At 58.1% G+C, this 19,334-nt stretch carries 23 protein-coding genes and 1 pseudogene; 2 read left to right on the forward strand and 22 right to left on the reverse strand.

Features of this window, described 5'->3' with window-relative positions; genetic code table 11:
- Positions 1-3: 3 nt before the first annotated feature.
- From ACZ1HE_RS13050 to fabD, 20 genes and pseudogenes are all read right to left on the reverse strand, one after another.
- Positions 4-636: a phage distal tail protein, Rcc01695 family gene (locus ACZ1HE_RS13050; protein WP_472621412.1), complete on the reverse strand. Its 633-nt coding sequence runs from the start codon at positions 634-636 to the stop codon at positions 4-6.
- 15 nt (positions 637-651) lie between these two features.
- Positions 652-1,239, reverse strand: a complete 588-nt coding sequence (locus tag ACZ1HE_RS13055; protein WP_472621414.1) for a phage tail tape measure protein — start codon at positions 1,237-1,239, stop codon at positions 652-654.
- A gap of 62 nt (positions 1,240-1,301) precedes the next feature.
- On the reverse strand, positions 1,302-1,511 hold the full coding sequence (locus tag ACZ1HE_RS13060; RefSeq protein ID WP_472621416.1) for a rcc01693 family protein: 210 nt from the start codon (positions 1,509-1,511) through the stop codon (positions 1,302-1,304).
- Positions 1,508-1,828, reverse strand: a complete 321-nt coding sequence (locus ACZ1HE_RS13065; protein WP_472621418.1) for a gene transfer agent family protein — start codon at positions 1,826-1,828, stop codon at positions 1,508-1,510. Before ACZ1HE_RS13065 ends, ACZ1HE_RS13060 begins: the two co-directional genes overlap by 4 nt.
- A gap of 4 nt (positions 1,829-1,832) precedes the next feature.
- Positions 1,833-2,246 (reverse strand): phage major tail protein, TP901-1 family, encoded by a 414-nt coding sequence (locus tag ACZ1HE_RS13070; RefSeq protein ID WP_472621420.1) that lies wholly within the window; start codon positions 2,244-2,246, stop codon positions 1,833-1,835.
- Positions 2,247-2,270: 24 nt separating this feature from the next.
- Complete coding sequence (locus ACZ1HE_RS13075; RefSeq protein ID WP_472621422.1) at positions 2,271-2,684, reverse strand: DUF3168 domain-containing protein; 414 nt, start codon at positions 2,682-2,684, stop codon at positions 2,271-2,273.
- On the reverse strand, positions 2,681-3,019 hold the full coding sequence (locus ACZ1HE_RS13080) for a head-tail adaptor protein (RefSeq protein WP_472621424.1): 339 nt from the start codon (positions 3,017-3,019) through the stop codon (positions 2,681-2,683). The genes ACZ1HE_RS13075 and ACZ1HE_RS13080 overlap by 4 nt, the downstream gene beginning before the upstream one ends.
- Positions 3,016-3,615 (reverse strand): head-tail connector protein, encoded by a 600-nt coding sequence (locus ACZ1HE_RS13085; protein WP_472621426.1) that lies wholly within the window; start codon positions 3,613-3,615, stop codon positions 3,016-3,018. The genes ACZ1HE_RS13080 and ACZ1HE_RS13085 overlap by 4 nt, the downstream gene beginning before the upstream one ends.
- Positions 3,616-3,788: 173 nt before the next feature.
- On the reverse strand, positions 3,789-4,967 hold the full coding sequence (locus tag ACZ1HE_RS13090; protein ID WP_472621428.1) for a phage major capsid protein: 1,179 nt from the start codon (positions 4,965-4,967) through the stop codon (positions 3,789-3,791).
- Positions 4,968-5,003: 36 nt separating this feature from the next.
- The gene (locus ACZ1HE_RS13095; RefSeq protein ID WP_472621430.1) at positions 5,004-5,561 is read right to left on the reverse strand and encodes an HK97 family phage prohead protease; all 558 of its coding nucleotides are present in this window, start codon (positions 5,559-5,561) and stop codon (positions 5,004-5,006) included.
- 28 nt (positions 5,562-5,589) lie between these two features.
- Entirely contained in the window at positions 5,590-5,817 is a 228-nt protein-coding gene (locus ACZ1HE_RS13100; RefSeq protein WP_472621432.1) for a GTA head formation protein, RCAP_rcc01685 family, read from the reverse strand.
- Positions 5,810-6,988: a phage portal protein gene (locus ACZ1HE_RS13105; protein WP_472621434.1), complete on the reverse strand. Its 1,179-nt coding sequence runs from the start codon at positions 6,986-6,988 to the stop codon at positions 5,810-5,812. The genes ACZ1HE_RS13100 and ACZ1HE_RS13105 overlap by 8 nt, the downstream gene beginning before the upstream one ends.
- 119 nt (positions 6,989-7,107) lie before the next feature.
- A pseudogene (locus tag ACZ1HE_RS13110) lies at positions 7,108-8,477 on the reverse strand (DNA-packaging protein).
- A gap of 478 nt (positions 8,478-8,955) precedes the next feature.
- The gene (gene mltG / locus ACZ1HE_RS13115; protein ID WP_472621436.1) at positions 8,956-10,110 is read right to left on the reverse strand and encodes an endolytic transglycosylase MltG; all 1,155 of its coding nucleotides are present in this window, start codon (positions 10,108-10,110) and stop codon (positions 8,956-8,958) included.
- Positions 10,110-11,375 carry a beta-ketoacyl-ACP synthase II gene (fabF, locus tag ACZ1HE_RS13120; RefSeq protein ID WP_472621438.1) on the reverse strand — a complete coding sequence of 422 codons (1,266 nt, stop codon included), beginning with the start codon at positions 11,373-11,375 and terminating at the stop codon, positions 10,110-10,112. The genes mltG and fabF overlap by 1 nt, the downstream gene beginning before the upstream one ends.
- A gap of 162 nt (positions 11,376-11,537) precedes the next feature.
- Positions 11,538-12,281: a 1-(5-phosphoribosyl)-5-[(5-phosphoribosylamino)methylideneamino]imidazole-4-carboxamide isomerase gene (locus ACZ1HE_RS13125; RefSeq protein WP_472621440.1), complete on the reverse strand. Its 744-nt coding sequence runs from the start codon at positions 12,279-12,281 to the stop codon at positions 11,538-11,540.
- A gap of 126 nt (positions 12,282-12,407) precedes the next feature.
- Positions 12,408-12,947: a GNAT family N-acetyltransferase gene (locus ACZ1HE_RS13130; protein ID WP_472621442.1), complete on the reverse strand. Its 540-nt coding sequence runs from the start codon at positions 12,945-12,947 to the stop codon at positions 12,408-12,410.
- A gap of 140 nt (positions 12,948-13,087) precedes the next feature.
- Positions 13,088-13,321 carry an acyl carrier protein gene (locus tag ACZ1HE_RS13135; RefSeq protein WP_108788894.1) on the reverse strand — a complete coding sequence of 78 codons (234 nt, stop codon included), beginning with the start codon at positions 13,319-13,321 and terminating at the stop codon, positions 13,088-13,090.
- A gap of 211 nt (positions 13,322-13,532) precedes the next feature.
- Positions 13,533-14,270 (reverse strand): 3-oxoacyl-[acyl-carrier-protein] reductase, encoded by a 738-nt coding sequence (fabG, locus tag ACZ1HE_RS13140; protein WP_472621444.1) that lies wholly within the window; start codon positions 14,268-14,270, stop codon positions 13,533-13,535.
- Positions 14,271-14,346: 76 nt separating this feature from the next.
- Positions 14,347-15,285, reverse strand: a complete 939-nt coding sequence (fabD, locus tag ACZ1HE_RS13145; protein WP_472621446.1) for an ACP S-malonyltransferase — start codon at positions 15,283-15,285, stop codon at positions 14,347-14,349.
- Between the two features lie 183 nt (positions 15,286-15,468).
- Between fabD and ACZ1HE_RS13150 the strand changes: the two genes are divergently transcribed.
- Positions 15,469-16,692, forward strand: a complete 1,224-nt coding sequence (locus ACZ1HE_RS13150; RefSeq protein WP_472621448.1) for a cytochrome b/b6 domain-containing protein — start codon at positions 15,469-15,471, stop codon at positions 16,690-16,692.
- 66 nt (positions 16,693-16,758) lie between these two features.
- On the opposite strand, the gene ACZ1HE_RS13155 is transcribed toward ACZ1HE_RS13150, so the two are convergent.
- Together ACZ1HE_RS13155 and ACZ1HE_RS13160 are read right to left on the reverse strand one after the other, a co-directional pair.
- The gene (locus ACZ1HE_RS13155) at positions 16,759-17,331 is read right to left on the reverse strand and encodes a YceI family protein (protein WP_472621450.1); all 573 of its coding nucleotides are present in this window, start codon (positions 17,329-17,331) and stop codon (positions 16,759-16,761) included.
- A gap of 137 nt (positions 17,332-17,468) precedes the next feature.
- Positions 17,469-17,987 carry a hypothetical protein gene (locus ACZ1HE_RS13160; protein WP_472621452.1) on the reverse strand — a complete coding sequence of 173 codons (519 nt, stop codon included), beginning with the start codon at positions 17,985-17,987 and terminating at the stop codon, positions 17,469-17,471.
- Positions 17,988-18,542: 555 nt separating this feature from the next.
- Between ACZ1HE_RS13160 and ACZ1HE_RS13165 the strand changes: the two genes are divergently transcribed.
- Positions 18,543-18,974, forward strand: a complete 432-nt coding sequence (locus ACZ1HE_RS13165; protein ID WP_472621454.1) for a hypothetical protein — start codon at positions 18,543-18,545, stop codon at positions 18,972-18,974.
- Positions 18,975-19,334: the final 360 nt, after the last annotated feature.

Consider the following 19,334-nt stretch of genomic DNA (forward strand, 5'->3'; position numbering starts at 1 on the left):
TGATCACACCCTGACTTCGACAACAGGAACGTTTGGCACATCACCAGCTTGAAAACTGGCCACGCTGGTCTGAATCCTGTCGGTGTCAAATCGCACTGGGACATCAAATTCGAACCCAGCCACAATCGACATGCGATCAGCCGGAGGGTGCATAAAGTTCACCTCTCCCGTACTGAGATCCAATTCATAGTCCACTTTCTCCTTAAGCTCATCTTGCTCGACGCCCACACGAACTGTTCCCAAAACGGGCTTGGAGATGGGTCGCTGATAGGTAAATTCACCAGAACGATACGTCTTGCTCAATTGAAAGCGCGTGGTTACCCCGTCACCCGCCCCAATGAGCTGGTCGTCAAACGCCACTTCACCTGTTGCCCTACTGGTCTTGTAGTCGGACCAATCCTTCCAGCGGAAACCGAACATCTGGCCTTGTCGCGCCTCGTAGAACGCGATCAAGGTTTCGATGTCATCCAAGGATCGCATTCCCAGTCCGGCGTCATATCGACGGCGCGAATGTGCCCAAGGCGTGTTGCGTTCCTCAAACCCGTTGGCGAGCGTCACTACGTCAGTACGACGCTCGGGGCCCCCAACAGAACCAAAGCTCAAATTGGCAGGAAATCTCACTTCATGAAAGTTCATCTCTGTCTCCCCGTCTCAGCGATTGCGGTTGCCGCGGTTCAATGCGCGGGTCATTTGCGCCGCGATCTGCCCCTGCGAGCGCTGAAAGCTTTGTGCATCTGGTGTTGAAATGTTCATGACTACGCTCACAGGCCGTCCCCCGCCTGCACTGCGCACGCCCAGCTTGCCATCGGCACCACGTGTCAGCGGCATGATAGCCTCGGGGCCAGCTTCACCCATCAGACCGGTGCCACCACGCATGGGAAAGGTCACCGGCCCATTAACGACACCACCATTGGCAAACGGCATGACCCGCCCCTGCGAAAAGCTCCCACCCTTGGCAAATCCAAACAACCCACCAACAAAGTCGCCAATACCGCTGGAGATCGATCCAGCAATACCATCAATGGCTGGGTTTACAGCCGCGTTGTAGGTTGAACGCACGACAGAGCTGGCCGCATCCTTCATCACATCCGACAGCTTGCCACCCTCGAACACCAGATCCTCGAACGCACCTTTCAAGCCCGAGCGCATGCCGCGCTCCAACCCGGACATGTCCTTGACCAAACTTGCCACCGCCTTGTCGGTCGTTTCAGACGCGCGACCCAATTCGGCCAAACTCATGTTGGTTCCACGCACCGCACTGGGATGCGCTTTCGCTGGCGTCCTCCAGCTCGATAAAGCTCTCACTCTCGGCCATCACACTCTCCTTGTTTTTGATCCGGATAGGCCTCAAGCAGTGCCTCCAGACCAGCCCGGTTCAACGGGGCCGAGGCACCGTCTTGCCCCAGCATCAACTTCAGTTCAGCAGGTGTCAGACGCCAAAACTGCTCTGGCGTCAGTCTCAATCCGTAAAGGCTGGCCCGCATCAACGCGGGCCAGTCAAAGCCGCTCATGCCCCTTCAGGCAGGACAAAGGCCCGCGCCAATAGGGTGCCAGCCGCGCGCGCAGCCGCCAGCGGCCCGCCTTCGATCTCGGCCTTCAGCAGGTCGGCGCGGTCAACATCCGTACCGCCACCACGCAACCCCGCCAGGATCAGCGCCAGCACATCGCGGCTGGAAAAAGCGGCCTCTTCAAACCGCTGAACCAGCTCGATGAGCGAGCCACACTCCAGGCTGTCTTCCAGTTCGGCCAATGCGCCCAGCGTTAACTTGAGCACCCGCCGCTCTCCATCGATGGTCAATGCCACCTCTCCCGTCCACGGATTGGCCATCGGATCACAGCGCCGTAAAGGTCAGCGCACCCGCACTTGCCAGGCTCAGCTCATAGGTCGCCTCACCATTGTGCGAACCTGCATACTCGATCGCGGTCACCTGAAACGGCCCCTCGACCGTGCCGAAGTCCGGGATGATCACCTGGAACGCAGGTGTCACACCATCAAAAAACAGCTGCCGCGTACGCTCATCTGTGCCCTCGTCCTTGAACACTCCCGAGCCCGAGATCGAGGCCGACTTGACCCCTGCCCCCGACAGCAGTTCACGCCACCCGCCCTGGCTCTCCAAGCTGGTAACATCCACGCTTTCTGCGTTGAAACTCACCCGCGTAGCGCGCAGGCCTGCGACGGTCTCGAACTGACCGGCACCATTCATGTCGACCTTGATCAACAGGTCTTTACCGTTTTGAGCACCCATATCGTCTCTCCAGTGATTGGTTGATTAGTTGTCTTCCACGCGGGCCCGGAACCGCAGATCGATCTGCCGGATCTGCCCAGTTGAGCCCGTGCGACGCGCCGTTGCCCGCTCAAACCACAGCCCCACGACCCGCCCTCGGTTGAGCGTCAGTGAGGCATTCGCCAAGGCGTCCCCAATGGCTGCTGCAACCTGCTTGGCCGCCGCAAACCCCGCCACTTCGGATACAATGGAAATAGTGAACTGATGCCGTGCACCCCGGCCCGTTTTGTCAGAGGCATCTCGCACATCCTCGGGCCCCAGCAGCACGTAGGTCTGCGGCAAAGTGCCGGCAGGCAGCGCGTCATAGATCGCATCGCCTACAAGGGCATCAACATTCGTATCCACCTGCAACAGGTCGTAAACCGCACTCTGCAGCGCCGCTGCCACTCCATAGCTCATACCGCTACCTCTTCATCTGCAAAGCATGTCAGGAACCGCCCGACCGGGTCGTACTCGGCCACAGCGCGGATCACGAAAACACGCGAGCCATCACGGAACCGCTGGTCCGGCGACGGACGATTGCTCGCTCCCAACGGCGCACCGCGCACAACAATCCGGTAGCTCATCCGCGATAACGCCGCGCCACCGACCGAAGTCTCACGCCCCGTGCGCGCACTGACGGCAGCCCAAACCGTGCCCAGCGTCTCCCAACCTTGGGTAAAACCACCCGCCCCATCAGCGGCGCGTGTCGGGCGTTCCAGCACCAGACGCCGGTTCAGATGCGGCCGCTTCATTGCACCGCTCCGGAGCCAAAGCGCATGATGCGATAGCGCTGGATCAGGCTGGTTACCCCAAAGGGCATGCAGCCATCGCTCAGCTTGGTTTCATCGCGATATTCGTAGTAGTGCGCCGCCAGCAGCAGCACCGCCTGTCCCAGATCCGCAGGCAATCCACCCCAATCCCCGGCCATCCCGGCCTCGAAACTGATCTTGGCCGATCCACCGGTCGCCAACGCAGGCAACAAAATTCCCTTCGGACGCAGACGCGGGCGCTGGCTGTCTTTCTCCAGCCGATAGTCCCCCAGCGCTACAGCTGCCTCATCACCTACAGCATTCGTCAGAACCAGCGCGGAAATCTCGCGCACCGGCGCCACGGGCAGAACCTCGCCAGCGCGATCGCGCCAGCCATTCACGCTCCAGGAAAATGCCCGGGTGATCAGCACCTTGCCGATCCGCGCCTCAATCGCCGCAATCGACGCACGTAGAAAGCCCCTCAGCATATCGTCCTGCACGTCATCCTCGGCAAAGCCGCTGCCCAGACGCAGATGCGCCTTGAACTGGTCCACCGGCAGCGCCACGTCCGGGACAGGTGTTTCCTCGATCAACATCATCACTTCTCTCCGCAAGCTCGGGGCCCTCAGCCGGGCCAAATCCGTCGGATACGGGCGGGCACACTTCTCCTCACGTTGCTCGGACGGAGGGGAGCAGCTAGACAACGCAAGGGCCCATTCCCGGCGCGCGCCCGCCCCCGGGACCAGCGCACCGGTCCCGGATTCAGCACCGCTTAGGCAGTGCCGAATTTCAGCAGCTTGATGGCCGCAAAGTCGCTCACGTCACCACCCACGCGCTTGGTGGCGTAGAACAGGACATGCGGCTTGGCGCTGAACGGATCACGCAGAACACGCAGATCGGGACGCTCGGCCACGGTGTAACCGGCGGCAAAGTCACCAAAGGCAATCGAGTAACTGTCGGTTGCCGCATCGGGCATATCCTCGGCGATGACCACCGGATAGCCCATCAGACGCGCAGGTTCCCCCGCCGCTAGACCATCGGACCACAAGAAACGGCCATCGGCATCCTTCAGCTTGCGGATCAAGCCCGCAGTCTTCGAGTTCATCACAAAGGTGCCATTGGCACGGTACTGCGCCCCCAAGGCGTAAACCAGGTCGACGATGTCGTCGGCATCCACACCACCCGCAACGCCCGAGGCCACATAACCGATGTTGCCCCAGCTCCAAGTGCCATCTTCAACCACCGGGTGGTCCAGGAAACCACGCGGCTTGTCGGCACCGTCGCCATTGATGAAGGCATCCGCTTCGGCCCGCGAGAATTTGTCGGCGATGCGGCCAGCCAGCCAGCCTTCGATGTCAAACGCGCTGTCATCCAACAGGCGCTGCGATGCTTTGGGCAAGGCCGACAGCTCGTGCAACGGGATCGAGACGCGGTCAATCGACGGCGTACCAGTCTCAGCCGTCGCCGTGGTCTCATCGGCCCAGCCAGCGCCAACATCGGTATGGTCGATCAGCACGTCAAAAGAGTTCGCCTCGACGTTCACCACATTGGCAATCGAACGGATCGACGCGGTCGATTTGAGCACTGATTTGACAGTATCAGCCGTCTGAGGGTCAACTAGGTATCCGCCGTCACTGTTGACCGAAGAGACAAGCGATTTGCCCTCCATCTCCAGGCCGCGCAAGGCGTCATCATCACCCGAACGCACATAGGCGTTGAATGCTTTCTGATGCGGCGCGCCCTCGTCGATCGAGGCGGCCAGATGCGGACGTGCCGCGAATTGAGATTTACGATCAAGCATGGTCAGTCGCTCTTCTGTCTGTTTCAGTTTCATTTGAACTTCATCTTGAAAGCCCTTGAATTCATTTACGAAGCCGGTCACTGCCTGCTTCACTTCATGAACCAGGGGCGCACCCTCTCCGGCCAAGGCCGCGATATCGGTCTTGCTCATCAGCACGTCCTTTTGTTGGGTGTGTTTGCGGCGCCGTTACCTGCGCGCCATCTCCTGCCGGGCACTGTCAAACACCTCGGCAATGCTGCGCCAGATGCCTTCGACTTCAGGGGCTGTCCCCTTTGCCGCTACCCGCGCACTGGGAAGCATCGGGAAGGTCACAAGCGACACCTCCCACAACTCCAGTTCGGTCAAGAGCCGCTGGCCCTTGTCATTCTTGGTGGCCCGCTTGGTGCGATAGCCGATTGAAAGCCCATCAATCGCACCCGCCTGGATCAAAGCCGCCGCCTCGCGCCCTTTTTGCGTGGTCTCAAGCAGACGCCCTTTGACCCTCAAGCCCTTATCGTCCTCGCGTACCTCATCCCAGACCCCGATGGGCTGCGCCGGATCATGCTGCCAAAGCATCTTGACCCGCTGTCCCGAGGCCGACAGCGTCTTGAGCGAGGCGCGATAAGCCCCTTTCTGAACATTGTCGCCGCCCTGATCAGTTTCACCAAACAGGCTCGCATAGCCTTCGATCACCGCGTCATCCGAGACGGTCAAACCCTCGCCAAACCGCGCGAATTTATGTTCTAATCCGGTATCAATTTCCATGAGATACTCCTCGTAACCCATTGATGTTTCAGTTTGCTGCGGCATTCAAAACCGACTGGAATGCCTGTGCCAGGATCACCGCGACCACGCCATAGACCGTCAGCCACAACCGCTTTTCCAGCCGCTCGATCATCTCTTCGAGCTGATCCAACCGGCGATTGATATGCTCCAGCTGAATGGTCATCACTCGCTCATGTGCCGCCAGCTTCAACCCCGGCGCGCATTCGAACGTCGGATGCCCATTGCCATCAGCCATCCGTGTCACCACTCACCGCAGGCAGCCCCAATAGGGCCCGTTTTTCGGCATCCGTAAGGAAATTTGCACCCGTTACCCGGGCCCATTGCGCGTCCCGTTCCGAGGCCAGAGCAGGCACCTGATCCAAATCCGGTTTCAACATCAGATCCTCGCCGCTGTAGCCCGACAACCACTCCGCCAACGCCGCCGCCACCCGCGTCACCAGGGGCAGAACCGTCAGGCGATAGAACGCCCGGTTGGCCTCCTGATAGTTCGAATAGGTCGCGTCACCCTGGATGCCCAGCAACATAGGCGGCACCCCAAAGGCCAGCGCGATCTCGCGGGCGGCGGCTTCCTTGGTCTTCTGAAACTCCATGTCGGAGGGCGAAAAGCCCATCGGCTTCCAATCCAGGCCGCCCTCCAGCACCATCGGACGTCCCGCATTTCGCGCGCCCTGATAGTTGGCCTCGATCTCGTCGCTCAATCGACGGAATTGATCCTCGGCCATGACACCCTGCCCGTCGCCGCCATTCCAAACCAAAGCGCCAGAAGGCCGCGCCGCATTGTCCAGCAGCGACTTGGACCAGCGCGAGGCGCTATTGTGGACATCCACCGCCATCGCCGCCGCCTGCATTGGCGCAAAGCCATAGTGGTCATCCTGTGGATGGAACGACTTGATGTGGCAGATCGCCTCCGCGTCAAAGCGGTGTTTCTTGGCCCCCACAGTGTAATCAAACGCCACCGGCCAACCATCTGACCCCGGCACCACCGACATCCGGTCCGAGCGCAGAACATGCAGCTCCAACGGCAGACCATCCTCCGCCTGCAGCGCCTCGACATAGGCATTGCCCGACAACAGCAGCTGCCCAAACAGCGCCTCCATCAACTCGGCCCGCCCCTGCGCGCCGTTGGGTCGCTTGATCAGCGACAGCAGCGGATGCACATCAAAGCGTTGTTCACGATCCTGCAACACCAGCGGCAGCGCCGCCGCCGCCTCGGCAATCAGCTTGACCGAACGAAACCCGACCGGGTTGCCCGCAAACCCTGTCCGTGTCAGTGAGGCGGTATCTCGCGGGCTCCAGGCAACGCGACCGCTCGTCTGCCAGGCCACAATGGGGCCTGCCGCACTTGCCTTGGTCTCGTGCGCTGCCTTGTCGCCAACAGCATTGCGACGCAAGAAATCGAAAACCATATCTGATGCTCCTATCTGCTCACCGCTGCGCCGGACACGCCGCTCGGCCTTGTTGATGAGAGTTATCGCTGAAGATTGTTGAAGGGCTGGAAACAGAGCGAACGGTGCTCGCGCAACACTCACAAAGCCCGAACACGCGGACGTCGAAACTGCGCAGCAGGCGCAATCATCAGTTCATGCATCGCCCAGACCAATGCATCCACACGGTCCGGCGACCCCTGCCCCTCAAACCCATGCGCGGTCATCTGGCACATCTGCTCTTCCAACTCGGACAGATTCCCGACGTGGCGCACTTTGCCCTGCTCGTACAAAGCCGCCACAGGCTCCGCCCGCGCCACTTTCCCACGCGAGGCATGCACCGCCTTGAACGGCACCAACGGGTCGATCTGACGTACCACCTCTTCGACCAACTGCCCGCCCTGGTTCACCTCGGCAACCAGCCGCTCGGCCCCAAACTCATCCATCGCCGCAATCGCCGCCGCAGCCCATCCAGACGGCCCTTTGCCGCGTACTGTTCGATCGGCCAGCACATAGCCGCGCCAATCCTGCGGCGGGCCTTTCATCTTCACGCCAGCCACCACGATCCCGCATTCATCGGCCTGCGCGCCAGACGTAACAGACGGGTCAATCGCCACCACAATCCGATCCAACGCCGGAGACTCTGATTTGCGCGCAAGTTCCAACTGATCTGACGACCACAATGCGCCCTCAGCGTCCTGCAACAGAACCCCGTCCAGCTCCTGACGTCCCAATCGCGTCCCCGCATAGCGCGCCCGCACCTCTTCCAGAAACGACGCAGCTAGATTGGCCCGGTTCGCCTCAGTAGGCGCATGTGTGGTCACGGTCGACGGCGACTCCAACAGTTGTTTCAGAACGCCAACATTGCGCGGCGTTGTAGTCACGCAAACCTGCGGCCGATCCCCCAACCGCAGCGCAAACTGCAACATGTCCCAGGTTTCTCTTGCCTTCTTCCATTTGGCCAACTCATCAACCCAGGCCCCATCAAATTGCGGCCCGCGCAGCCCCTCGGGGTCATGCGCCGAAAACGCCTGCGCCTCGGCACCATTGGGCCAGATCAGTTTTCGCTCGCTTGCCTTCCACCGTGGGCGACGGTCGGGGGCGAACACTGCAATATCCCGCTGTCGCCAAAGATCATCACGTCCCGCACCTGATCGAACGTCTCACCGACAAGCGCCACGCGTTTGCTTTGCCCTGTATCAAGCGGCTTGCTCCCCTCAACGATCGAACGCACCCACTCGGCACCGGCACGCGTCTTGCCCGCACCGCGTCCGCCCATGATCACCCAGGATCGCCAATCTCCATCGGGCGGAAACTGATGCGGAAACGCCCAGAACTCAAAAAGGAAAGGGAGGGCACAAAGCCCTCCCTCCCCGATCTCACTCAGAAATGTCTCGCGCGTCGCAGCAGGTGCGGAGGCGAGCCAGCCTGCACCCGACCTCAAACCGAGCTCGGTCAAGGTCGAGCGCATAGCCGCCTTGGGCAATTCCGGCCTGTCTGTTGTGTTCTTCGACAAAACTCGTCTCCACTTTTTGACAGTTGCTGATCAGGGACTTAACCGATCCCAACTGCTTGCTGGTTCCAGCAAGATCTGCATCCTCCCCGGTCTCGATCTGCTTGCGCAGGTCTTCCGCCGCTTGCCGCAAATCGCGAATGGATCTCTCCAGGGACTGCAAAAGCTCAGCCGTCTGCGAAATCCGCTCCTCCGGGGTAATCAAAGTCATGTGTGCTTTGGACCTCATGCGTGAGTGATCTCCGCACGAGAGAAACGAAAAACGACCTCCGGATCATCTCCGGGGCCGTTTGCCCACTTCTTCTAGCATGACACAACTTATAGCTGAAACCGGACGCTCTGTCAAGGCTTGGCGCAACAGGCGCAACACCTAAGCGCCCGTTATTATTAATAAATTCTTAATCTGAAGGAAAAAGGGCGGCCTGGGCCGCCCGTTTCAGTTGTTGTTTCTTTCGGCTTCAATCTCACGCCATTTGGCTACGTTCCGATTGTGCTCTTGCAGCGTTTCGGCAAAGGCATGACCACCCGTTCCATCGGCTACAAAGAAGATATAGTCGGTCTCATCTGGTGCCACTGCAGCCTCAAGGCTGGCAAGTCCAGGATTGGCAATCGGAGTTGGCGGCAAGCCGTCAATCAAGTAAGTATTCCAGGGCGTTATGCGACGAAGCTCACTCCGGCGAAGACCACGTCCAAGTACACCTTGGCCTTTCGTGATACCATAGATCACGGTCGGATCTGTTTGCAATTTCATGCCCTGGTTCAATCGATTGGTAAACACACTCGCCACCTGCCCACGTTCTTCAGAAACACCTGTTTCCTTTTCGATGATAGACGCCAAGATCAACATTTCCTCAGGACCATCGAGAGGCAATCCGTCCTGACGGCTCTCCCAAACAGAGTTGATACGCAGTTCCTGTTTTTCCTGCATTTGCGCCAAAATCGCGGTACGCTGAGAGCCGGGTGTCACTTCATAGCTGTCAGGAGCCAACATACCTTCTTGGGGTATCTCGGTCACATCACCTTCCAGCACGTCCATCGCCTTCAGGCCTTCAACGATTTGCCAACTGGTTACACCTTCAGCCACGGCCACACGGTACCGCGTGTCGCGCTCTTTGCGTTTCTCGCCGTATACCCCCGGAATATCTTCTCCAGATGGATCAAAAGATGCCAACTCGACGAAACGTTCGGTTGCAGGGTCCAATTCCCGGATCTGTGTCTGTAGTCGGGTAACACCAATTCGGTAGACAATTTCAGTGCCGCAAGTGCTCGCCCCACCGCGGGTAATTTGCTCAACAATATCTTCCATTGTCGAACCTTCAGCGATCAGGAAGCTGCCCGCTTTCAGCTGACTGGCTTTATCGCTATAGTCAGCGCCCAACCGAAAAATCGTACCATTTGAAACGGCCCCGCTGCGCTCCAGCTCCTTACTCACCTGACCCATGTTCGAGCCGGTCTTGACCTGCAGACAGATCGCCTGATCCAATGGCCCCTGGGCCGTATACTGCGACTGTCCCCACAGGATCACACCCGCAGCCAGAAACATGCCAACCACTAGAATGGTCAGCATATTCGAGGCAAGCGCCCGCCACATTACTCGGGTTTCCCGAAGATCACGCTCGCATTTGTGCCGCCAAACCCAAACGAATTCGACAAGGCAACGTCGATCTTGCGCTCACGCTTGGCGTTTGGCGCCAGATCAATCGGCGTTTCAACGGCCGGATTGTCTAGGTTGATCGTGGGTGGTGCCACCTGATCACGGATCGCCAAGATTGAGAAAATCGCCTCAATCGCGCCAGCCGCGCCCAGCAAGTGACCGGTTGCAGATTTTGTCGAAGTCATGGTGGCATTTGCCGCATGATCCCCCAAAAGCCGCTCAACCGCTCCCAACTCGATGGTATCTGCCATGGTCGAGGTGCCGTGCGCGTTGATGTAATCCAAATCCGACGGCTCCAGACCGGCGCTGCGCAAGGCTGCCCGCATCGAACGCTCGGCCCCATCGCCATCCTCGGACGGCGCGGTGATGTGATAGGCATCGCCCGACATGCCATAGCCCAGCACCTCGGCGTAAATCTTGGCACCACGCGCTTTGGCGTGTTCATAATCTTCCAGAACCACGATGCCTGCGCCTTCACCCATGACGAACCCATCACGGTCATTGTCATAGGGGCGGCTCGCGGCTTGCGGGTTGTCCGCATATTTCGTCGACAACGCCTTGCACGCGTTGAAACCCGCGATCCCGATCTCGCAGATGCAGCCCTCGCCACCACCCGCGATCATCACATCTGCATCACCTGCACGAATGATCCGGCTTGCGTCCCCAATGGCATGTGCCCCGGTCGAGCACGCTGTCACCACCGAATGGTTTGGACCTTTGAAGCCATGACGGATCGACACCTGACCCGAAGCCAAGTTGATCAGCGCGCCCGGAATAAAGAACGGCGAGACCCGACGCGGGCCTTTGTCGCGGATAAGGTTGGCGGTGTTTGCGATCGAACCCAGACCACCAATACCCGATCCGATCAGAACGCCGGTGCGCAACTTTTCTTCTTCGTCCTCAGGCGTCCAGCCCGCATCCTGTACGGCCATGTCCGCGGCTGCGATGGAATAAAGGATAAAATCCTCGATCTTGCGCTGCTCTTTCGGCGGCATCCAGTCATTTGGGTTGAATGTCCCGTCACTGCCATCGCCACGCGGAACTTCGCAGGCATAGGTTGTGGTAACGCCCGATGCTTCTGCATCGAACAGGGTGATCGGACCCGCGCCCGATTGCCCATCCAACAATCGCGACCAGGTTTCCTCGACTCCGCTGGCCAGCGGTGTGACCAAACCCAAACCGGTTACAACGACTCTGCGCATGAACTGCCCTCTTGCCTGCTTGCCTTTGAAAACCGCTCATACCCCGCCCAAGGGTCCGGGGGCAAGAGCAAGGGCCGAATTGACACAAGCGCAATTCGGCCCAACCGCCCATATTGGGCTAATTTTTGCACCCACAAGAGGCGCGATCTGTTTTTTGCTGCGTTATTGGAACTCGGCCACCGGTTCCGGCCCCGGTTGCGACACTGATAGAGCCTCAGCCAGATCCACGGTTTTGCGGAACAGCGCCCGCCCGACCATAGCGCCCGAGATGTTGGGCAGATAGGTTAGCCGTGCGATGTCGTCGACGCTGCGCACAACACCACTGGCAATCACGGGCGTCCGCGATTTTTCCGCCAGACCGGCAATCAGACCCAGCTGCGCTTCGACGTCTTCCATGTCGCTGTCGATGTCAGTCACCACGATGCCCGCAAAGGGAGTGTCACCAAAAGCTTCGACAAAGCCCTCCGGTGTGAATGCGCTGGAACTACGCCACCCTTCGGTCATCACCTGACCCTGCCAGACGTCGACGGCCAGCACGATTTGGTCCGGGTGGTGTTTCGCCACTTCCTTCACCAATTGTGGATCTCGCGCAGCCAAGGTGCCCACGACAACGCGCCCAACTCCCTTGTCGATCCAATACTCAATGGATTCGCGGGTGCGCATACCACCGCCAAGCTGAACCGGAATTCCGGCCGAGCGAATGATCTCTTCTACCAATTCGGCGTTGGCATCGCTGCCATCAATTGCATCGAAGTCGGTCAAGTGCATCCACTCGGCCCCGGCAGCAGCCCAGGCCCGCGCGGTTTCAACAGGATCGACATGCCACAGCATCGCCGAATCCAAACGCCCCTTGTCCAGGGTCACACATTTTCCCTGCTGGAGCTCCATGGTTGGGTAAATCATCATGAGCCTATTCCTCCGCTCAATGTGGCCACGCTCTAATCGAGTGTACCATACAGTGGAGAATCTTTGGACTATGACCCAGTTTCGGCATCGTCCGATCTGTTTGCGGCGTCTAAAACCCGGGGTGTTTCAGGACCTCGGCGGCGGGCCGTTTCGCCGAAACAATTCAACCTCAGTCCCCAGATACTCGGCCGTACGCAAAGATGAATACCCAAGCTTGTGCGCCAGCTTTACCGATGGCTGGTTTCGTGTATCGACCATCGCCACCAAAACACCCGGAATTACCCGGTCGAACCAATCATGCGCGGCTTGTACGGCCTCAAAACCCAAACCTAGGCCATGCGCTTCGGGCAAAAGAACCCAACCAGCTTCGGGGTAGATGTCAAAGTCCTCGCCCAAAGCCCTATCCTTAAAGAAAAACCCAGCCTGACCAACCATCTGACGTGTGCTTTGCAGCACAATGGCCCACTGACCAAACCCCGTCATTTGCCAATGCCCCGCATTTCGCAGGAACGCGTCCCAAGCCTCGCCTCGAGTCTTGGCCTCACCACCGATGAAACGCACGACATCGGGGTCCGTCCAGATTTCGACAAACCGTTCGAAATCTTCCGGTCTCATACCACTCAGGGTCACCCTGGCAGTGTTGATCATGGGAATATTGCGGATCATTGCGCGTGATGTCTTGTTCGGGTCTGCCTCAGACCCACCGTGCAACTGCCAGACTGTCAGAGCAAGCTGAATTCACACCACGCAAAGAAAAACGGCGCCTCCCCGCCGGGGAAGCGCCGCTTTCTTGCTCACAATAAAACTTAAGAAGCTTCGGTGATGAATTTGACTGCGTCGCCAAAGGTCTGGATGGTTTCGGCCGCGTCATCGGGGATCTCGATCCCGAACTCTTCTTCAAAGGCCATGACCAGCTCGACAGTATCCAGGCTGTCTGCGCCCAGATCGTCAATGAACGAGGCGCTCTCGGTCACTTTGTCTTCTTCAACACCCAGGTGCTCTACAACGATCTTTTTTACGCGGTCTGCGACGTCGCTCATGTCAATTCCTCATTCATGCAGGGCGCTTTGCCCGGTTCTGCCCGTACCCGCTCGGGGTGGCTTGGTTTTGCCCGATCCGGGCGGTTAAGGTCCCGGAGTTCCGGGCAACTGCGGGAACAGACCCCATCGCCCGTCCCCATCAAAGATGCGCCGCCTATAGCATAGACGGACGCAGAGGCAAACGATTTCGCCGTTTGCCCCTGCGTTGCGCTTACAACATGGCCATACCGCCGTTCACATGCAAGGTCGAGCCTGTGACATAAGCGGCCTCAGGGCTTGCAAGATACAATACGGCAGCCGCAATTTCATTTGCTTCACCCATGCGACCGGCCGGAACTTTGGTCAAAAGTCCCGCTTTTTGATCATCAGTCAGCTTGTCGGTCATCGCAGTGGTGATGAAGCCCGGCGCCACAGTGTTAACGGTGATTCCCCGGCTGGCAACTTCGTGTGCGATGGATTTTGCCATGCCAACCATACCCGCCTTTGACGCGGCATAGTTCACCTGACCGGGGTTGCCGATTGAACCCACAACGGACGAAACATTCACGATCCGGCCCCAGCGTGCCTTCATCATAGGACGCATGACACCCCGACACAGACGCATGGTCGCGCTCAGGTTGACGTCGATGACGCTCTGCCATTCGTCGTCCGACATCCGCATGAACAGGTTGTCGCGTGTGATACCTGCATTGTTCACCAAAATATCGACCGAGCCCATGGCCTCGACCGCTTGTTTCGGCAGCGCCGAAACCGCTTCAGCGTCACTCAGGTTACAAGGCAGTACATGCGCGCGTTCACCCAGTTCATCTGCCAGCGCCTGCAGCGGCTCCACCCGTGTGCCTGACAGGCCCACGGTTGCCCCGGCCCCATGCAGGACGCGGGCAATCTCGCCGCCAATGCCACCAGACGCCCCAGTAATCAGGGCGTTCTTTCCGGTTAAATCAAACATAGTCATTTCCTTCCTGCACCCCAGGGTGTTCCAGTGGCGTTAACCATGCCCCCAGGGGTGTGAAAATTGCAAACATTCAAGAGTCGTTTTGGACGACTTTTTGCACATCTTCGGGCGTTCCAACCGCTTTCGAAGCAATCGAACGGTCAATTTTGCGGATCATACCGGACAGAGCCTTGCCCGCACCGATCTCCCACGCCTCGATCACGCCGTGAGCCGCCATATACTGCACGCTCTCGCGCCAGCGGACTGAGCCGGTGACCTGTTCGACCAGCAATTGGCGAATGGTGTTCGGATCACTCACCGCTTCGGCACGCACGTTGGCGATGACCGGCACGGCAGATGCATTGATAGTGACCCCTGCCAAGGCTTCGGCCATCGCATCCGCAGCAGGCTGCATCAAAGCACAATGGAACGGCGCACTCACAGGCAGCATCACCGCGCGCTTGGCGCCTTTTTCCTTGGCAATCTCAGCCGCACGTTCAACCGCGGCCTTTGCACCAGACACCACAACTTGCGTCGGATCATTGTCGTTGGCGGCCTGGCACACCTCACCCTGAGCGGCCTCTTCTGCGACAGTGCGCACAGCCTCCAGGTCCAGCCCCAGAATGGCGGCCATCGCACCTTCACCCACTGGCACGGCGCTCTGCATCGCCAGTCCACGGGTGCGCAGCAAACGCGCGGTGTCGGCCACCGAAATCGCCCCAGCCGCCGCCAGCGCCGAATATTCCCCCAGCGAATGACCGGCCACAAAGGACGCAGCATCAATCGAAACGCCTTCGGCCTCAAGCGCGCGCATCGCGGCCATCGACGTAGCCATCAGCGCAGGCTGCGCGTTCCGCGTCAGCGTCAGCTCGGCGATGTCGCCTTCCCAGATCAACGCACTCAGCTTTTCCCCAAGCGCCTCATCCACCTCATCAAAGATGGCCTGCGCCGCCGGGTAGGCATCAGCCAGAGCCTTACCCATACCGATGGTTTGCGCCCCCTGACCGGGGAAAACGAAAGCTGTGGTCATTGCGATCTTGTCCTGAGCTGTCCAAAGTTGACGCTGGGTTTAGACCGACACGAGCCGCCGCACAAGCAAATGCACAAGAACGCTCACGTGCCTGCACACAAGCACGGCATCTGTGCACGGTCGCATATTGTACGTCGCGTCATCCCAGGTAGGGTAGCCACAGGAATACACAGGAGCACCCGCATGTCCCTCTCCAACTCCTTCCAAAGTTACGGAGGCGTAGCAAAAACCTTTCATTGGCTCACGGCACTGCTGATCCTGACAGCCCTGCCCCTGGGTCTGATTGCTGACAATCTGGCCGAGGCGGTCACTGACCCCGAAATTCCCACTACCGACGCGGACGTGGCGCGCGCAGCGCTCCTATTCTCATTGCACAAGACCGTTGGCGTCACCGTCTTCTTCGTAGCCCTGCTGCGTATTCTCTGGGCGCTGACACAACCCAAACCCGGCTTGCTCAATGCCAACCACAAGCTCGAAGCATTGGCGGCGGAAACCGTGCATTGGCTTCTGTATGGCTCGCTGGTGTTCGTGCCCCTCACTGGCTGGATTCATCACGCTGCCACCACCGGCTTTGCCCCTATCTGGTGGCCCTTTGGGCAGAATCTGCCATTTGTGTCCAAAGATGCCCATGTAGCCGAGCTGTTTGCAGGTTTGCACTATGTGCTGCAATGGGTGCTGATCGGGGCTCTGGTTTTGCACATTGTCGGGGCCGTCAAACACCATGTTGTTGATCGCGACATGACGCTGCGCCGCATGCTGCCCGGTTCAGCAGAGCTGCCTCAGCCTCCCGCTCAGAAACACTCGCTCCTGCCACTCTTGTGCGCCCTGATCCTGTTGGGCGGCGCCCTGTACGGTGGAGCCATGATCGGAGCCTACTCTCACGCCACAGATCAGGCCGAAGTGGCCGAACTTGAGGCGGTGCAATCAGACTGGCAAGTGACCGAAGGTTCGCTGGCGATCACGGTAAAGCAATTTGGCAGCCCTGTGTCGGGTGCATTCGCCGACTGGACCGCTGCGATCACCTTTGACGAACCTGCCGCGCCTGGACCTGCCGGGTCAGTCGATGTCACTATTTCAATCGGTTCGCTGACATTGGGTTCGGTCACGGATCAAGCCATGGGCGCAGATTTCTTCAATGTCGAAACCTTCCCAACCGCCAACTTCAACGGTGAAATCACCAAATCCGAAACCGGCTACGAAGTGACAGGGCCGCTGACCATACGGGACCAATCTGTACCGATCACCTTACCCTTTGCACTGGACCTGCAAGACGACACAGCGACCATGACCGGCAAACTGCAACTCAACCGGTTGGACTTTGCCGTCGGCGCGCACATGCCTGACGAAGGTTCGCTTGGCTTCGGTGTTGACGTGGACATCGCTTTGACCGCCACACGCGGCCAATAGGTCCGACCACGGAAAAGGGCCGCCAGATCCACTCTGACGGCCCATTCTCGTGTCTGAAAAAGGCGCTTACTCAGCCTTCATAGCCTCGATCGAGATCTTTACGTTCACTTCGTCGCCGACGAAGGGCGCAAACTTGCCCAGGTTATAATCCGAACGAACCACAGTGGTGGTCGCGTCAAACCCGGCCCAAGGCTTGCCCGCCATCGGATGCTCACCCACCTGGTTAAGTTTCGCGTCCAGAACAACCGACTTGGTCACGCCGTTCAGGGTCAAATCGCCGGTAATCTTGGCGGTGCCTTCGCCGGTTACTTCGATCCCGGTGGAGGAAAAGGTCACCAGGTCACCCTCTTTTGCGCCAAAAAAGTCATCGGACATAAAGTGACCTTCGCGCTGTTCCCAGCCCGTGAACATCGACATCACTGGCATCGACACATTCACCGAAGAGTTCGCGGGGTCTTCCTGATCAAACATGATCTCGCCCTCGAATCCCGAGAACATGCCATAGGTGGTCGAGAACCCAAGGTGGTTGTAGTTGAACAGAACCTGACTGTGGCTGGAGTCCAGTACATATTTTTCAGGGGCGGCAAAGCCTGCAGTTGCTGCAGTTGCCAGGGCGGCGGCCAGCAGGGTGGTTTTCATTGGAATGGCTCCATGCATTGAATACGCAAAAACACGCGACCGCATCACGGCCACGTTAAAAAAGGATGTGCCGCCCAAGGGCGGCAAACAAGTCTCAATTATCCAACAGAGTCTGTTCCCAGATGAACAATCCGTGATCAGGTGGCAATGTTGACCATGCCACCCAGTTGCGTACGCAGGGCATGACGCACCTCGGATGTTTCCAACGGGAGTTTCATCAGGATGCTGCCATCCACGTCGTACAACTCCATCATGCGCTCATGGAACTTGACGCTGCCCAAGCTCTCGTAGCTGCGGCGCAGAACAGTTTGCGGACGACCGCGATTATTCTTCTGCAATACGCGAACTTCGCGGCGGATCGGATCAAAATAGGCGTCCGGCTGATTGTCCACGTGATGCATCATCAATAGGACCATGCCACACAGCAACAAAAAGAAAGACAGACCCAGCTTCATTATCGCAAGCTCTGGATCAACCGAAGTGCCAGGCATGACCCACATCCCGGCCGAACCCAATATCAATGCCGTACCAACGATCCGGAACATTACGCTCCGAATGGGCCAGTTTGGCGCAAAGGTGATCATCAGTGGAACGGTGTCCTCGAATGAGGGCATCGCCAATGGTTGTGTCAGTTTTTGCTGTTGAACCGCAGTCATGTCTGTCGTGTCCTGTCGCACTATGCTCCTGAGACGGGCCAATCCCGCCTGCTTTGATTAACCTTCGGTAAACAAGGTGACAGGAATGGGGCGAAGGCGCGGCCAAATGGGGCAAAGCCGGGGTAATATGCAGGCATATCAGAATCTGGTTTTTTACCTGAAACTGGGATCTCTGAAGTCGTGAACACAATCGTCAAAGGCGAACATTATTTGGATGCAGCTGAGAAACATGGTGGCTTTCCCCCACTGAAATTCGCGTCCTCAGGCGCGTTGCCAATGGGAATGACAGCTCTATTTCATCCTCATGCCTGCAAGTTGCTCGCATACATGAGCGACTTTCCCCCGCTCTACTGGGGGTAGAGTCCGACTCTGGTTGACAAAGCTTGCAACTCAGGCTGACTATAAATTGCCATATTCAGATATCGGCACTTAAAAAATATCCTTTTCTGGGAGACTAAAAAAATGACAATTAGAAGAATTCTGACTGCCGCAGTTTTTGCAGGTTTCGGCACTTCAGCAGCTTTCGCCTCTGACGTTCTTCCGTCAGCGGATTCAGTGTTTGAAGATTGGGGTACCGAATCCGGATGGAAGATCTACGTCGACACCAGCCGCGGTTCCTGCCTGATCGAACGTGTAGATGAGAACGAAAACGTTGTTCAAATGGGCCTCACCAAGGATCATGATTTTGGTTACCTGGGCGTTTTCACCAAGTCGGATATCGGCTTGAAAGGGAACAAGGAAGACATCATCCTCTCGCTTGACGGAAAACTATACAGCGCAGAGGCGCGCAAAAAGACCAAAAATTTGGCCGGTGGTTACACCGGAGGTTACTTCGTCGCCAATAATCCCCAGTTTGTTGAAGACGTCATGAAAAGATACGACATGACCGTGTTTCCAGAAGAAGAGTTCGCATTCAACGTAAGCCTTGATGGAACCTTCAAAGCGATCGAACAAGCTCGCAAATGCAACATGGAACAAGCCAGCTGATCTTTTGGTAGCTATTCTCTCCGGCGCCCCCAAAATGGGGTGCCGGTTACGAGGCACACTTTAATTCCAATCTGCACGGGTCAGCGGCTTGGTACACTATACCATGGATTAGGTGCGGACGTTGCCGCGTCTGCTGATGCGTTCAGGTATTTTCGACCCATCTTTTTTCCGACCGTTGTATTTGATGCTGAACGCACAGGCTTCTTGCAACTTACACCAAACAATGGCCGGTGGGACACCTAGGGATCAGGTAGCGGCTTAACTGTCCCCAGCATTCAGATCGCAAGCCGCTGTTCACAACGATGCTGACTGTGTATGAAACCGATCAACTCGGTCAAAACGTTTGCACCAAAGCCAGTG

The sequence above is a fragment of the Falsiruegeria sp. JB4-1 genome, from assembly GCF_055693495.1.